The organism is Alloalcanivorax venustensis, assembly GCF_047495515.1.
Lineage (GTDB): Bacteria > Pseudomonadota > Gammaproteobacteria > Pseudomonadales > Alcanivoracaceae > Alloalcanivorax > Alloalcanivorax venustensis.
The window spans coordinates 2,699,092-2,714,074 of record NZ_CP179934.1; the positions used below are offsets into that span (position 1 = coordinate 2,699,092).

The following is a 14,983-nucleotide window of genomic DNA, read 5'->3' on the forward strand; positions in this document are numbered from 1 at the left end:
CCGATGATAGCACAGCTTTGCCGCCTCTAAATAATTCCCATCAACCCCGTCACCACAAGCCCGGCGCCGACATCGGACGAGGCTGGCCAGACAGGTTATACTCGCCGCCGGACCGACCGGGCCGGGCCCGGTCTCATGCCCACTTCCGCGCGGAGAAGGCGCCGTCAGCGGGAGCTAATAAGGAGCCGTCAGCGATGCAGAATCAGCCGTCCCCGGATCACCAACACGCCGACCTCATCATCAAAGCCGGCTGGATCGCGCCGGTGGCCCCGGAAACCGGCGCCCTCGCCGATCACGCCCTGGTGGTCCGCGGCGACACCATCGTCGACCTGCTGCCGACGCCCCTGGCGGACCAGAAATGGCGCGCCGACGAGGTGGTGGAGCTGGGCAACCACCTGCTGATCCCCGGCCTGGTGAACGCCCACACCCACGCCGCCATGAACCTGTTCCGCGGCCTGGCCGACGACCTGCCGCTGATGACCTGGCTGGAGCAGCACATCTGGCCGGCCGAGGGGCAGTGGATGAGCGAAGCCTTCGTGCGCGACGGCACCCGTCTGGCCGCCACCGAGATGATCCGCTCCGGCACCACCTGCTTCGCCGACATGTACTTCTTCCCGGAGACCACCGCCCGGGTGGCCATGGAGGCGGGCCTGCGGGCGGTGCTGTTCTCGCCGATCCTGGACTTCCCCACCCCCATGGGCGCCGGCCCGGACGACTATCTTCGCCTGGCCACGGAGGCCGCCGATAACTGGCGCCATGAACCCCGGGTGACCATCGGCTTCGGTCCGCACGCGCCTTATACCGTCTCCGACGGCCCCCTGGAGAAGGTGCTCACCCTGGCCGAGGAACTGGACGCGCCGGTGATGATGCACGTGCATGAAACCGCCGGCGAGATCCACCAGGCGGTGGAGACCAGCGGCGAGCGACCGCTGACCCGGCTCAAGCAACTGGGCCTGCTCAACCCGCGCCTGCTGGCGGTGCACATGACCCAGCTGCTCGACGAGGAAATCCAGTGGCTGGCGGAGACCGGCAGCCAGGTAGTGCACTGCCCCGAGTCCAACCTCAAGCTGGCGAGCGGCTTCTGCCCGGTGCAGAAACTGCTCGACGCCGGCATCAACGTGGCGCTGGGCACCGACGGCTCGGCCAGCAACAACGATCTGGACATGATCGGCGAGACCCGCACCGCCGCCCTGCTCGCCAAGGGCGTGAGCCTGCGCGCCGACGCGGTGCCGGCGGCCACCGCCCTGCGCATGGCGACCCTCAACGGCGCCCGGGCGCTGGGCCTGGAAAGCCGCACGGGTTCACTGGAAATCGGCAAGCAGGCGGATATGATCGCCGTCGACCTGGGTGCCCTGGAGACCCAACCGGTCTATGACCCGGTGGCGCAACTGGTGTACGCGGCCACCCGGGACCAGGTCACCCACAGCTGGGTCGCCGGGCGCTGCTTGATGGCGGACCGCCGGCTGACCACGCTGAACGCGGCGCTGATCGCCAAGAACGCGGCCGAGTGGCAGCGCAACATCGCGCCCAACAATGACCGCGCCAACAACGAGAGTCGATGAGGGACACCCGATGAACCAACCCAACGTGGACAGCGGCGAAATCGCCAAATTCAACGCCCTGGCGGAACGCTGGTGGGACCCGAACTCGGAATTCCGCCCGCTGCATGACATCAACCCGCTGCGGCTCAATTACATCGACGAGCGCCTCGGCCTGCCCGGCAAGAAAGTGATCGACATCGGCTGCGGCGGCGGCCTGCTCTCCGAGGGCATGGCCCGGCGCGGCGCCACGGTCACCGGCATCGACCTGGGCGAGGCGCCCCTGGCGGTGGCGCGCCTGCACGCCGAGAAGAGCGGCGTGGAGGTGGAATACCTGCAGGTGCTGGCCGAAGAGATCGCCGAGCAGCGCGCCGGCGAGTACGACGCTGTGACCTGCCTGGAAATGCTCGAGCACGTGCCCGACCCGGCGTCGGTGATCCGCGCCTGCGCCAAACTGGTGAAGCCCGGCGGCCAGGTGTTCTTCAGCACCATCAACCGCAACCCCAAGGCGTTTCTGTTCGCCATTGTCGGCGCCGAATACGTGCTGAGGCTGCTGCCGCGCGGCACCCACGAGTACGCCAAGCTGATCCGCCCCTCGGAGCTGGCCGGCTGGAGCCGCGACGCCGGGCTCGATGTGCGCGACACCACCGGCATGACCTACAACCCGGTGACCCAGGTGTACAAGCTCAACCGCGATGTGTCGGTGAACTATCTGATGCACGCGGTGCGCCATGCTTGAGGCGGTCTTCTTTGATCTGGACGGCACCCTGGTGGACACGGCGCCGGATTTTTACGTGGTGCTCAATCAGCTGCTGCGCGAACACGGCCGGCCGGAGGTCAGCTACCAGGCGGTGCGCGCCACAGTCTCCAACGGCGGCCGGGCGCTCACCGAGCTGGGCTTCGGCCTGGCGCCCGGGGACGCCGGCTTCGATGATCGGCTCAATGAGCTGCTCAACGCCTACGGCGGCCGCCTGGCGGTGGACACCTGCCTGTTCGACGGCATGGCCGAGACCCTGAGCTGGCTGGAAGACCAGGGCCTGCCCTGGGGGGTGATCACCAACAAGCCGGAGCGCTTCACCCGCCCGGTGCTCGCCGGCCTGGGCCTGCTCGACCGCTGCGCCTCAGTGATCTGCCCGGACCAGGTGCGCGAGCGCAAACCGGACCCGGAAGGCCTGCTGATGGCGGCCGGCGCCGTGGGGGCCAACCCCACCCACTGCGTCTATGTGGGCGATCATTTGCGTGACATCCAGGCCGGACTCAATGCGAAAATGATCACCGTCACCGCCGGATTCGGCTACATCGACGCGGACGACAACCCGCGCGCCTGGCCGGCCGACTATTTTGTGGAACGCGGCGAGCAACTGCTGCCGCTGCTGAAAACACTGTGAAGAAGTAGGTACAGTCGAAATGGACATCAAGGAACTCAACGGCCTGGCGGCCAATTACCAGTGCCCGCCGGACGCCTTTAAGGATCGTATTATTCTGGTTACCGGCGCCGGCGCCGGTATCGGCCGGGCGGTGGCCCTGGCCCTGGCCGCCCACGGCGCCACCGTGATTCTGCTGGGCCGCACCCAGAGCAAGCTGGAAGCGGTGTACGACAAGATCAAGGCCGCCGGCGGGCCGGAGCCGGCGCTGGCACCGGTCAACATGGAGGTGGCGCGGCCCGAGGACTACCAGGAGCTGGCGACCCTGTTCGGCCGCGAATTCGGGCGCCTGGACGGGGTGCTGCACAACGCCTCGGTGCTGGGGGACATCACGCCGCTGGAGCGTTACGGCGCGGACACCTGGGATTCGGTGATGCGCGTCAACGTCAACAGCGCCTTCTATCTGACCCAGGCGCTGCTGCCGCTGCTGCGCGACAGCGACGACGGCCGCATCCTGTTCACCTCCTCCAGCGTGGGCCGTAAAGGCCGGGCATTCTGGGGCGCCTACGCGGCGTCCAAGGCGGCTACCGAAAATCTGTCGCAGACGCTGGCGGAAGAATTGGAGAACACCTCCAAAATTCGCGTGAACACCATCAACCCGGGCGCCACCCGCACGGATATGCGCGCCCTTGCGTATCCCGGCGAAGACGCGGAAAAATTGAAAAGCCCGGAACAGATTGTGGCCAGTTATTTGTATCTGCTGGGCCCTGAAGGGGCCGCGATCAACGGGCAGTCCCTGGACGCCCAGCCCCGCTGATACCGGGAGCGGCCGAGGCCGCTCTCCGTTTCACTCGATCTTGACCTCAGCGACATTCCGGTATGTCTGACGAGCATCCGGTCGTGGTCATCTCCATGCTATTACTGCCGGCGACCCTCTCGAATAATAATCAGGGATTGCCATGTTTCGTTTCGTCCTCGCTTCATTGATCCTGACGCTGTCATCGCTGTGTATCGGCGCGGAAGAGCTGCGCCTGTCGCAGGAGCAGCAGCAAAAAATGGAACAACTGCTCCCCGGGGTGGACGTTGACCAGGAGCTGGTTCGCGCCCTGGCGGATATTTTTTACTCCCGTGACATGCCGGTGCGGGTGCGGCTGGGCGCCATCGCCAAGCTGGTCGGCATCGACCAGATGCCGCCGGGCACCGCCCTGAACCGCAAGATATGCATCTGGGATATCGCCGGACGCAACGGGCCGGTGTTCCAGGCGGCCATGGAGCAGCGCGCCATGGCGCTGGAATACGGCATCGACCTGGAAATGATCCCGTTCACCAACGAAACCATTCTGGTCGAGGAGCTCAAGGCCGGGCGCTGTGACGCCGGCCTGATGAGCGGCATGCGCGCGCGCCTGTTCAACAGCTATACCGGCACCATCGACGCCATCGGTGCGATCCCGGACAACCAGCACATGCGCACCCTGCTGCAGGTGCTGGCGCACCCCAGCCAGGCCGGGCGCATGGTCCAGGGTGAGTACGTGATCATGGGCATCTTCTCCGGCGGCGCCGCCCATGTGTTCGTCAATGACAAGCGCATCAGTTCGCTGGCCAACGCGGCCGGTAAAAAAGTGGCGGTGCTGGATTACGACAAGACCCAGTCGGAAATGGTGGCCGGCATCGGCGCCACGCCGGTGCCCTCGGACATCGTCAGCGCCCCCAATAAATTCAATAACGGCGTGGTCGACATCCTCGCCGCGCCGCTGATCGCCTATGAATTGCTGGAACTCTATAAAGGCATGGAGCCCGACGGCGGCATCGTCAACTATCCGATCGCCCAGATCAGCATGCAGCTGGTGGGCCGGCTGGACAAATTCCCGAATGAAGTGGCGCAGCTGATCCGTGAAGCCTCCTTCGAGGCCTACGACGAGGTGCGGGCACGGGTAAAAACCGAGGAAGACCGGGTGCCGGACCGCTGGTGGATCGAGATCCCCGCCGACGAAAAGCGCGAATACGAAGCGATGATGCAGGAAGCGCGCGACACCCTGCGCGAACAGGATTACTACGACGGTCGCATGTTGGACCTGCAAAGCCGGATTCGCTGCAAGTTCGATCCGTCCCGTGGCGAATGCTCGAATAACAAGTAAACCGCACCAGGAGGTCGTGTGCAGATAACCCGTCTATTGCGTAACACCCTGCTCGGCGTGGGCGCCACCCTGGCCTTCGCCGTGGCGCCGGCGTCCGCGTCCGACGACGCCCTGCGGGACACCGTCTACAACGACGCGCTGCCCATGACCGAGCGCGTCGACGCCATGCGCGAACTGACCGGCCTGGGCAAAGCCGGCAATGACACCCGCAAGATCTGCATCTGGGACATTGTCGGCCGCAACGGGCCGATCTTCTCGGCGGCCCAGGACCAGCGCGCCAAGCTGCTTGAGTACGGCATCCAGCTGGACCTGGTGCCCTATACCGACGAGCGGGTGATGGTGGACGAATTCAAGGCCGGCCTCTGTGACGCGGCGCTGATGAGCGGCCTGCGCGCCAGGCTGTTCAACACCTACACCGGCACCATCGACTCCATCGGCGGGCTGCCCACCCAGCAGCACATGCGTATTCTGCTGCAGGTGCTCGCCGACCCCGCCTCGGCGGAGCACATGGTGCAGGGGGATTACGTGGTGGCCGGTATCGCCCCCGGCGGCGGCGCCTACCTGTTCGTCAACGACAAGAAGATCAACAGCCTGGCGGCGGCGGCGGGCAAAAACGTGGCGGTGCTGGACTACGACCCGGTGCAGGCGGAGATGGTCGGCCAGGTGGGCGCCTCGCCGGTGCCCACGGACATCGTCAACGCGCCCAACATGTTCAACAACGGCGTGGTGGACGTGCTCGCGGCGCCGCTGGCGGCCTATGAGATCGTCGAGCTGTACAAGGGCATGACCCCGGACGGCGGCATCGTCAACTACCCGATCGCGCAGATCAGCATGCAGCTGGTGGCCCGCCGCGACCGCATCCCCAACGAAGCGGCCCAGTTAGTGCGCGAAGTGTTCTTCGAGAGCTATCAGCAGATTATTGACCGGGTGCACGAAGAGACCAAGAACATCCCCGACCGCTGGTGGATCGAGATTCCGGATAACGACAAGCGCGAGTACGAGGTGATGATGCGGGACGTGCGCCTGCAACTGCGCGAGCGCGGCTACTACAGCGCCGACATGCTGACCCTGCAGCGCCGCATCCGTTGCAAGCTGGATTCGTCGCGGGCCGAGTGCGCCGACCCGCAGGAATAGGCGCCCGAGCCGCTCAGTGGAGCGGCTCGTCCCCGGGCAGCTGGTCCAGGGTGCCGAACAGGTCCACGCGCTGGTCGCTGAACATGTCCAGCTCCGGCGCCAGCGCCTGCACGTAGCGGTCGAAATAGAGGAACTGTTTGAGCAGCAGCGCGAACTCGCGGGGGAAGCGGATACCGTGCCCCTCGCCGATGCGCACCAGATCGGTGAGCAGCTGATTGACCTCGCGGTCGTTGCGGTCGGCCTGCACCAGGGCGCTGGCGTCCACGTCCGTGAGCCGGTCCTGCAGCGCGGAAATGTCCCGCGCCAGGGCGTCCACGTCCACCTCTTCGCTGGTCATGCCCACCATCGCCATGGCGCGCGCCATGGCGGGCACGTCGCCGCTGCCGATCGCTTCGAAGAACGCCATCATGCCCTGCCAGGCTTCCGGGCGGATACGCCCCACCATGCCGAAGTCGATGAACCCCACCCGGCCGTCTTCCAGCAGCATCAGATTGCCGGCATGCACGTCGGCGTGGAAGAAGTCGCACACCATAAGGCTGGAGAACCAGGTGTTCAGCGCGGTGATCAGGGTGCCGGCCGGGTCGTCCGTGTAGCGCCGCAGCACCTGCAGATCGGTGAGCGGTACGCCGTGGAAGCGCTCCATGGTGAGCACCCGCTTGGTGGTGTGCGAGGCCACCGGGCGCGGCGCCACCGCGGCCACATTGCCGGTTTCGGCGAGGAAGCGGTTGAACGCGTCCAGATTGCGGGCCTCCTGCAGGAAATCGCACTCTTCGAGCATGCCCGCCTGCAGCTCCTCGATCACGCCGGAGAGCGCCGAGCGGGACAGCCCCGGCGCCAGCGACTCGACCAGGCGCGCCGACGCGTAGAGAAAGTTGAAATCGGTGAGCAGCACCTGACGCACGCCGGGGCGCTGGACCTTGATCACCACGTCGGCGCCGTTCTTCAGGCGGGCCGCGTGCACCTGGGCGATGGAGGCGCTGGCCAGCGGTTTGGGATCGACCCATTCGTACAGAGTGTCCAGGGGAGCGCCGAGCTCCGCTTCCACGGTCTCGCGGATATAATGGAACGGCAGCGGCGGCGTGCGGTCCAGGCACTTCTGGAATTCGCTGACGTACTCCTCCGGGAACAGCGACGGCGAACTGGCGATGAACTGGCCCAGCTTGATGTAGGTGGCACCCAGGGACTCAAAGGTGCGGCGCAGGTGCCTGGGCAGGGCCTCGCGGTCGCCCAGCAGCCAGCCCAGGCCCTGGCGGCCGACCACGCCCACCGTTTCGAACACACGGAAAGCGCCGCGGGCGGTGTTGCGCACCAGGGCCAGGCCCTCCCGCTCACGGGCAAGGTTTGCGCGCATTTCATTAACGATGGTGTCTTTGCTCATCACATCTACCTAGAGTTCCGTTGAAAGAGTCAACACCGCCCGGCCCGGCCACCCGGGAGCGGGCCGGGATCGTGACGCTAACAGATTGAAAAATAAAGCATAAAGAGGAAGGCTCCTGAAGTTCCCTGAAGGCATTGGCTGTTCCGACATAAGAGCCGAGACCCAGGGTCATTATCAGCGAGGTGCCGCGAACCCATGATCGCAAACCTAGCATTAGGTTTGTAATGGCTTAGGTGCTTTTTTGTAATCGGCGCTTGTGCCAACTCAGCAATGTTGAGTACTGTCATCGGCGCCGTGAGAACAATAAAAAGGAGCTCAAGGAATGCGTTCTCTACTCAGTAAAATCGCGCGCCCCGCGCGTGCCCTCATCGCCGGTGGCGTGATCACTGCACTTTCCGGTTGTGGCATCATCTACAAAACCACGGGTGACGTTCTGGTCAGCTTCGGCCAGGCGGAACTCGCCCCCCATCTGCTCGCCTACGACGACGTGCGCATGGGCTGCATCACCGGCGAGGCCCAAACACCGCTGCTGATGTCGTTCAGCGAAGTGGGTTCCCACCCGGAAAAACTGGGCGTGATGACCTACACCACCGCCGCGGTGTGCGCGGAGCAGATGGCGCTGGAATCCGAGCTCAGCTATCTGCGCGCGGTCAACGACGGCCGGGTGAGCGAAGCCCAGGACGCGCGCATTCAGCAGAAGCGCTGGTCCAAGATCGCCGCCAAGCGCCTGCTCAAGTCCCACCAGTTGATGAACGAAGTCTATGGTCCGCTGGACGAAGGCGAGTGCCCGAAACTGAACCACGAGTTCGATCAGATCGTCTGGCTGGTGGGTAACATCGCCGGCGTTCAGGCTCTGGTCGCCGACGGCGCCGCCGACGGTTCCGTGGGCGTGCCGCGCAACATCGTGGCCAAGGTCGAGCGTAACGCCAAGTGCCTGGACAGCGACGACTGGTGGGGCGCGCCCCAGGGTCTGCGTGCCGCGGTCTGGACCATCCTGCCGCAGCTGGCACCGGAAGGCGCCCAGCCCTGGCAAACCCTCGAACAGTCCGCTGAACAAGGCTTCGAAGGCGGCGTCCGTCTGGGCAGCGCCTTCTACGCCATCAGCGCCTACGGCAAAGGCGACAATGACCGCCTGCGCACCGCGATCCGCGATTTCGCCGCCAACGGTGAAAACATCAATGAAGACTACGCCATGATCGACGCCATCGCGGAAATCCTGATAACCGGCCTTTCCGACCGTCTCTGGACCGAGAACACCGGCAAGCGTACCCCGCTCAACGGCCTCGGCACCTTCTGGGATGACACTTCCAGCGAACCGAAGATGAACATCGACGATTTGCTGTAGTCCTTATCAGGTAAGCGGTTATAAGCGCGGGCCCTTCACGGGCCCGCCTTCCAACAGACAAGAAGTAAGCAAGGAGAGAAACCGATGCGCGTTTTCAAAGCCTTAGCGATGGCGGCGGTAACAACGGTGGGCCTGGCCTCCATGTCCGCCCAGGCCGCCAACACCGAACGCAGCCTCTGCGTATTCGATATCATCGGTGCCAGCGGTGATGTGTATAACATCATGAAGGACTACAAAACCGAAGCGGCCGGTTGGGGCGTGGACATCAAGCTCAAGCCCTACACCGACGAGAAAATCGCCGCCGAGGACCTGAAGGCGGGCCAGTGTGACGGCGCCGTTCTCACCGGTCTGCGGGTGCGCCAGTTCAACAGCTACGCCGGCAGCTTCGAAGCCGTGGGGGCGATCCCCTCCTACAAGGAACTGCAAACCGTGTTCCGGGTGATGGCCAGCGGCAACGCATCCATCAACAAGCAGCTCAAGCAAAACGGCTACACCATTGCCGGTTTCGCCCCCATGGGCGCCGCCTATCTGTTTGTTAAGGACCAGAGTATCGACACCGTCGGTGAGCTGTCCGGTAAATCCATCTCCGTGATGGAATACGCCCCGGACCAGGCCAACATGGCCTCCCAGGTGGGCATGTCCCCGGTGCCTTCGGATATCACCAACTTCGCCGGTCGCTTCAACAACGACTCGGTGGATATCTGCTTTGCCCCGGTGGTCGCCTACTCCGCCCTGGAACTGTACAAGGGCATGCAGCCGGACGGCGGTATCATTCGCTACACCCTGGGTCAGCTGACCAACCAGATCGTATTGCGCAGCGACAAGTTCTCCGACGAGTTCGCCGCCAAATCACGTACCTGGATGCTGGGCCAGTTCGACCGCGCCATGCAGGTGATCCGCAACGCCGAAAACGAAGTGGATGACAAGTGGTGGATCGATATTCCCGATGACGACAAACGCCGCTACAACGAAATGCTGCGCGAAGCCCGCGTGAACATGACCGAGAGCGGTATATATAACAAGGACCTGATGGACCTCCTCCGCAAGGTGCGCTGCAAAACCGACCCGAGCCGGGCGGAATGCACCTTGGCGATGGAGTAATCACCTCTCGCCGGACGCGAACCAACGGGGCCTCACCGGGCCCCGTTTTCTCTTTGTATGTAGTACGCACGCTGGCGCCGCGGGCGAGCCTCGGTGCCGGTAAGGTGATAGTGCCGTTTACAACGGCATAACAATAACCGGGTGAATAATGGAAAAACCTCAGTTGACCGTGGCCAGGCGTTCGGTGGGGGAGTGGTTATCATCGCTGCCCACCCTGTTCATTCTTCTGACCGTGATTTTTTTATCTTCGGGTCAGATTATCCACTCCCAGCTTCTCAAAATCGGTGAAAACACCTGGGACGAATACTTCCTGTTGCGGGGCGCCGGCATGGTGTCCGAGCCCACCTGTAATCCCGACCCCGATATCAACCAGCGGGTCCGGGAAATCGTCGAGCAACGCAAAGCGGAAGCCGCCAACGATCCTCTTGGGGATATCCTGGGCGGCTCGTCCGTGGATCCGGACGCGATCAGGGGCTCGCTTGAAGCGTCCAGGGAGAATTGCCGCAACAAGTGGGACCGCTTCAAAATCGTCGAGGAAAAGGTCACCCCGGCGGTGATCATGTTCCGCAATATCGAGGGCGGCGTCGCCAAAGTGGTGTCCACGCTCGGCGACTATAAACGTCTTCTGCTCTGTCTTCTGGTGATGATCTGCGCGATCACCGCCACACTCGCCCGACACCATATTTCCTTGCGCCCGTCGCGCACCAAAAAGGACCATGTCGTCACCACCACCGCGCAATTGATCGCCAACGCGTCGCTATTGATGTCGGCGACGGTATACCGCGCGGAGGAAGTGGAAGCCATCGCGTCCGGTGTGACGGTGAGCAATTTCTACCTGCACCAGTTCTGGATCGCCGGCTTCGCGTTACTGACGGCGGCCTCGATTTATCAGTTGATCCGACCGCCCAAGGATCTGGAAACCGGCGGCTCCTGGCCCAAGGCGTTCCTGACCATCCCGCTGTACAGCTTTATGTCGCTGACCGCGGCGGCGCAGTTCGCCAGCCAGGGCTACTACCACGGCATCAGCGTCTACCTGAACATGATGATGGAGCTGTCCACCCTGTTCCTGAATCTGGCGCTGTACATCTGGATCGGCATGCTGCTCAAGCAGACCAAGCTGGCGCATCTGGTGTTCGATATCCTGCGGCCCTGGAAGATGTCGCCGGAACTGATGTGTTTCGTGGTCCTGGCGGTCGCCGCCATCCCCACCGCTTATACCGGCGCTTCCGGTATCTTCGTGATCGCGGCGGGTGCCACGATCTATCAGGAACTGATCCGGGTGGGCGCCCGCAAGCAGCTCGCTCTGGCCGCCACCGCCATGTCCGGTTCCATGGGTGTGGTGCTGCGTCCCTGTTTGCTGGTGGTGATCATCGCCGCGCTCAACAAGAGCGTGACCACCGCCGAGTTGTTCTCCTCCGGCTATAAGATCTTCTTCCTGAGCCTGTTCCTGTTCTTTATCTACAGCCAGTTCGCGCGCACCTCGCCGGCCCGCATCGCTCCGTTCTCAGAAGCGCTGCCCAAGAGCCTTAAGCGCATGGTGCCGCTGATGCCCTACGCGATCATCGTGGGCGCCATCCTGGTGCTGTTCAGTGACGTGCTCGGCCGTCAGCTCGACGAGTTCTCCGCGCCCATCATTCTGCCCGTGATGATGATCGGCATTCTCTTTTACGAGAAGCTCAGCCGCCATCTGCTGCACCTGTTCACCCTCTTCCTGGTCCCCATGGTGGTGATGTCCTACATGGGCATCTGGGAAGGCTATCAGGCGCTGACCAGCGGCCAGGTCCCGGTGGGCGTGTCCGCCGCGGAGCTGGAAGACATCCTGTGGGGCGAATTCTGGCGCAACACCTTCCTGACCGCCTTCATGGTGATCCACTACCTGGTGAAAACCGGCGATCAGGACCCGCACTATCAGCCTGAAGCCGGGGTATCGGAGAAGCTGGAAGGCTCCCTGCGCATGGCCACCAATGAAACCACCGGTCACATCGGCGCCCTGTTGATGCTGATGGCCCTGTCGGTAAGCACCGGCGGCATTATTGAACGCTCCGGTCTGCTGGAGATGCTGCCCGAGGTGTTCCCGTCGATCTGGGTGGCGATGGGCATCCTGGTGGTGACCATGGTGATCATCGGCATGATCATGGACCCCTACGGGGCGGTGATCCTTGTCAACGCCACCATTGCCCAGGTGGCGTTCAATAACGGCATCGATCCACTGCACTTCTGGATGATCACGCTGGTGGCCTTCGAGCTGGGGTACCTGACACCACCGGTGGCCCTCAACCACCTGTTGACGCGACAGGTGGTCGGTGACGACGAGGTGGAAAGCGCCAAGCTCAGCACCGGCAGCTTCTTCCGGCGCTATGAGAAGTTCCTGCTTCCCATCGCGACCATGCTGACCGCGCTGCTGATCGTGTCGTTCCTGCCGCTGGTTTCCGACGGCCTGCACGAGTGGCTGTTCCAGAAAATCCAGTCCGGCGGCTGATCACGGCCACCGCTCGGCAATACCCACAAGGGCCGCTTTCGCGGCCCTTTTTTATGGCAATGCGGAGGGCTCCGGGCGATTTGGATAGAGAACAAAAAAGAGCTAGACTGGTCAAAATAACAACAATCATGACCAAAAAAATAAAAAAGGAATGCTCCCATGACGGAACGGACCCTGGGCATGCCCCGACGCACGCCCACTGAATGGTTTTCCACCCTGCCGACGCTGTTGCTTCTTCTGATCGTCGTGTTCCTGTCCTCCGGACAGATCATCCACTCGCAATTGCTCAAGATCGGTGAAGCCACCTGGCAGGAATATTTCATGCTGCGTAGCGCCGGCGTCATGCCGGAGCCGACCTGCAACCCGGACCCGAACATTGACCAGCGGGTTCGCGAAATCGTCAAGCAACGCCAGGCCGAAGCCGCCGGCGATCCGCTGGCCGGTATCCTCGGCGGCGCGTCCGTGGACAAAAGCGCCATCCGCGGCTCGCTGGAAGCCACGCGCGCCAACTGCCGGGCGAAACTGGAGCGCTACCAGACCGTGCAAGAGAAGGTGACGCCGGCGGTGATCGCTTTCCGCAACGTGGAGGGCGGCGTCGCCCTGGTGGTGTCCACGCTGGGCGAGTACAAGCGCCTGTTGCTTTGCCTGCTGCTGCTGATCTGCGCCACAACCACGACCTTCCAGCGCCACCATATCGCGCTGCGGCCGGCGCGCACCGACAAGGATCACCTGGTATCACTGAGCGGCCAGCTGGCGGCCAACGCCTTGCTGCTGGTATCGGCGATCGCCTATCGAATCCAGGATTCGGAATCGATGGCCGCCGGCGTCACCGTGGATAATTTCTATCTGCACAATATCTGGATCGCCGGCTTCGGCACGCTCACCCTGGCGTCCCTGTACCGGCTGCTGCGCCGCCCGCGCGATCTGGAGCCGGGCGGTTCCTGGGCCAAGGCCTTTCTGACCATCCCGCTGTACAGCTACATGTGTCTGTCGGCCTCGGCGCAGTTCTTTTCCCAGGGCTATTTCCACGGCACCAGCGTCTATCTGAACATGATGATGGAGCTGTCCAGCGTGTTCCTGAACCTGGCGCTGTATATCTGGATCGGCATGATGCTGAAACAGACCCGCCTGACGCATATTTTCTTCGACGCCCTGCGCCCCTGGCGCATGTCGCCGGAGCTGATGTGCGTGGTGGTGCTGGCGATCGCCGCCGTGCTCACCGCCTATACCGGTGCGTCCGGCATCTTCGTGATCGCCGCCGGCGCGACCATCTACACCGAGCTACGACGTGTCGGCGCGCGCAAGCAGCTGGCGCTGGCGGCCACCGCCATGTCCGGCTCCATGGGCGTGGTGCTGCGGCCCTGCCTGCTGGTGGTCATGATCGCGGCGCTCAACAAAAGCGTCACCACCAGCGAGCTGTTCGCCTCCGGCGCCAAGGTGTTCGCGCTCAGCCTGTTTATTTTCTTTATCTACAGCCAGTTCGCCCGTACCACCCCGGCACGCATCGCGCCGTTCTCGCAAGCGCTGCCGGCCAGTCTCAAAAAGATGATTCCGCTGACGCCCTACGGCGTGGTGGTGGGCGCCGTGGCGGTGTTCTTCAGCGACGTGCTGGGGCGCCAGCTGGACGAGTTTTCCGCGCCGATCATTCTGCCGGTGATGCTGCTGGCGATCCTGGTCTATGAGAAGCTCAGCCGTCACACCCTGCATCTGTTCAGTCTCTTCCTGGTGCCGATGCTGGTGCTCTCCTTCATGGGCATCGCGGAGGGCTACCAGGTGCTCGTCAGCGGCGAGATCCCCGGCGGCACCTCCGCCGCCGAGCTGGAAGCGGCGCTGTGGAGCGAGACCTGGCGTAACCTGCTGATGATTCTGTTCCTGGGCGTGCACTATGGCGCCGCCTTGTTGTCCCGGAACAACAGCGACCCGGTGGCCGATTACCCGCCCGAGGAAGGCGTCTCCGAGAAATTGGAAGGCAGCCTGCGCTTCGCCACCGGCGAAACCGCCGGCCATATCGGCGCCATGTTGATGTTGATCGCCCTGTCGGTGGGCACCGCCGGTATCATCGAACGCTCCGGGATGCTGGAACTGCTGCCGGACGCCTTCGCGTCGATCTGGATCGCCGGCCTGTTCCTGGTGGTCGCCCTGGTGCTGGTGGGCATGTTCATCGACCCACTGGGCGCGGTGATTCTGGTAAACGCCACCTTCGCGCCGCTGGCCGCCGCCAACGGCATCGCGCCGTTGCACTTCTGGATGATCGCGCTGGTCGCCTTCGAGCTCGGCTATCTGACGCCACCGGTGGCGCTCAACCACCTGCTGTCTCGACAGGTGGTCGGCGACGACGAAGTGGAAAGCGCCAAGCTCTCCACCGGCACCTTCTTCCGGCGCTATGAGAAATTCCTGCTGCCGATCGCGGTGATGCTCACCGCCCTGCTGATCGTCGCCTTCCTGCCGCTGCTGTCCGACGGACTGCACGACTGGTTGTTCCAGAAAATCCAGACCGCGGCCTAGGGGA

Annotated in this window: 11 protein-coding genes; 10 read left to right on the forward strand and 1 reads right to left on the reverse strand. The window is 63.6% G+C overall.

From position 1 onward, the window contains the following. Positions 1–194 precede the first annotated feature (194 nt). The 6 genes from ACMG4O_RS12665 (at position 195) to ACMG4O_RS12690 (ending at position 6,171) form a co-directional block, all read left to right on the forward strand. On the forward strand, positions 195–1,562 hold the full coding sequence (locus tag ACMG4O_RS12665; RefSeq protein WP_414433881.1) for a TRZ/ATZ family hydrolase: 1,368 nt from the start codon (positions 195–197) through the stop codon (positions 1,560–1,562). Positions 1,563–1,572: 10 nt separating this feature from the next. After that, positions 1,573–2,277: a bifunctional 2-polyprenyl-6-hydroxyphenol methylase/3-demethylubiquinol 3-O-methyltransferase UbiG gene (gene ubiG / locus ACMG4O_RS12670; protein WP_142949128.1), complete on the forward strand. Its 705-nt coding sequence runs from the start codon at positions 1,573–1,575 to the stop codon at positions 2,275–2,277. Beyond that, a complete protein-coding gene (locus ACMG4O_RS12675) occupies positions 2,270–2,926 on the forward strand; it encodes an HAD-IA family hydrolase (RefSeq protein ID WP_414433882.1) in 657 nt (218 codons plus the stop codon). Before ubiG ends, ACMG4O_RS12675 begins: the two co-directional genes overlap by 8 nt. A 19-nt stretch (positions 2,927–2,945) precedes the next feature. Then, a complete protein-coding gene (locus ACMG4O_RS12680) occupies positions 2,946–3,719 on the forward strand; it encodes a YciK family oxidoreductase (RefSeq protein ID WP_370210844.1) in 774 nt (257 codons plus the stop codon). Positions 3,720–3,861: 142 nt separating this feature from the next. Continuing rightward, positions 3,862–5,037: a putative solute-binding protein gene (locus ACMG4O_RS12685; RefSeq protein ID WP_414433883.1), complete on the forward strand. Its 1,176-nt coding sequence runs from the start codon at positions 3,862–3,864 to the stop codon at positions 5,035–5,037. An 18-nt stretch (positions 5,038–5,055) separates the two neighbouring features. Beyond that, positions 5,056–6,171, forward strand: coding sequence for a putative solute-binding protein (locus ACMG4O_RS12690; RefSeq protein WP_414433884.1), 1,116 nt, complete (start codon positions 5,056–5,058; stop codon positions 6,169–6,171). 13 nt (positions 6,172–6,184) lie between these two features. On the opposite strand, the gene ACMG4O_RS12695 is transcribed toward ACMG4O_RS12690, so the two are convergent. Further along, the gene (locus ACMG4O_RS12695; RefSeq protein WP_194856673.1) at positions 6,185–7,549 is read right to left on the reverse strand and encodes an ABC1 kinase family protein; all 1,365 of its coding nucleotides are present in this window, start codon (positions 7,547–7,549) and stop codon (positions 6,185–6,187) included. 322 nt (positions 7,550–7,871) lie between these two features. Here ACMG4O_RS12695 and ACMG4O_RS12700 point away from each other — a divergent pair, with 322 nt between their 5' ends. The 4 genes from ACMG4O_RS12700 to ACMG4O_RS12715 all read left to right on the forward strand — a co-directional run bounded on the left by ACMG4O_RS12700 (position 7,872) and on the right by ACMG4O_RS12715 (position 14,979). Continuing rightward, the gene (locus ACMG4O_RS12700; protein ID WP_414433885.1) at positions 7,872–8,894 is read left to right on the forward strand and encodes a hypothetical protein; all 1,023 of its coding nucleotides are present in this window, start codon (positions 7,872–7,874) and stop codon (positions 8,892–8,894) included. 84 nt (positions 8,895–8,978) lie between these two features. Next, entirely contained in the window at positions 8,979–9,995 is a 1,017-nt protein-coding gene (locus ACMG4O_RS12705) for a putative solute-binding protein (protein ID WP_414433886.1), read from the forward strand. 148 nt (positions 9,996–10,143) lie between these two features. After that, entirely contained in the window at positions 10,144–12,474 is a 2,331-nt protein-coding gene (locus ACMG4O_RS12710; RefSeq protein ID WP_414433887.1) for a TRAP transporter large permease subunit, read from the forward strand. 159 nt (positions 12,475–12,633) lie between these two features. Further along, on the forward strand, positions 12,634–14,979 hold the full coding sequence (locus ACMG4O_RS12715) for a TRAP transporter large permease subunit (protein ID WP_414433888.1): 2,346 nt from the start codon (positions 12,634–12,636) through the stop codon (positions 14,977–14,979). Positions 14,980–14,983: the final 4 nt, after the last annotated feature.

Excerpts from the sequence above, each read along its gene's own strand:
- ACMG4O_RS12710 (WP_414433887.1), top strand. The coding sequence starts at position 10,144 with ATGGAAAAACCTCAGTTGACCGTGGCCAGGCGTTCGGTGGGGGAGTGG.
- ACMG4O_RS12700 (WP_414433885.1), top strand. The coding sequence starts at position 7,872 with ATGCGTTCTCTACTCAGTAAAATCGCGCGCCCCGCGCGTGCCCTCATC.
- ACMG4O_RS12675 (WP_414433882.1), top strand. The coding sequence starts at position 2,270 with ATGCTTGAGGCGGTCTTCTTTGATCTGGACGGCACCCTGGTGGACACG.
- ACMG4O_RS12715 (WP_414433888.1), top strand. The coding sequence starts at position 12,634 with ATGACGGAACGGACCCTGGGCATGCCCCGACGCACGCCCACTGAATGG.
- ACMG4O_RS12680 (WP_370210844.1), top strand. The coding sequence starts at position 2,946 with ATGGACATCAAGGAACTCAACGGCCTGGCGGCCAATTACCAGTGCCCG.
- ACMG4O_RS12695 (WP_194856673.1), bottom strand. The coding sequence starts at position 7,549 with ATGAGCAAAGACACCATCGTTAATGAAATGCGCGCAAACCTTGCCCGT.
- ACMG4O_RS12665 (WP_414433881.1), top strand. The coding sequence starts at position 195 with ATGCAGAATCAGCCGTCCCCGGATCACCAACACGCCGACCTCATCATC.
- ubiG (WP_142949128.1), top strand. The coding sequence starts at position 1,573 with ATGAACCAACCCAACGTGGACAGCGGCGAAATCGCCAAATTCAACGCC.
- ACMG4O_RS12705 (WP_414433886.1), top strand. The coding sequence starts at position 8,979 with ATGCGCGTTTTCAAAGCCTTAGCGATGGCGGCGGTAACAACGGTGGGC.
- ACMG4O_RS12685 (WP_414433883.1), top strand. The coding sequence starts at position 3,862 with ATGTTTCGTTTCGTCCTCGCTTCATTGATCCTGACGCTGTCATCGCTG.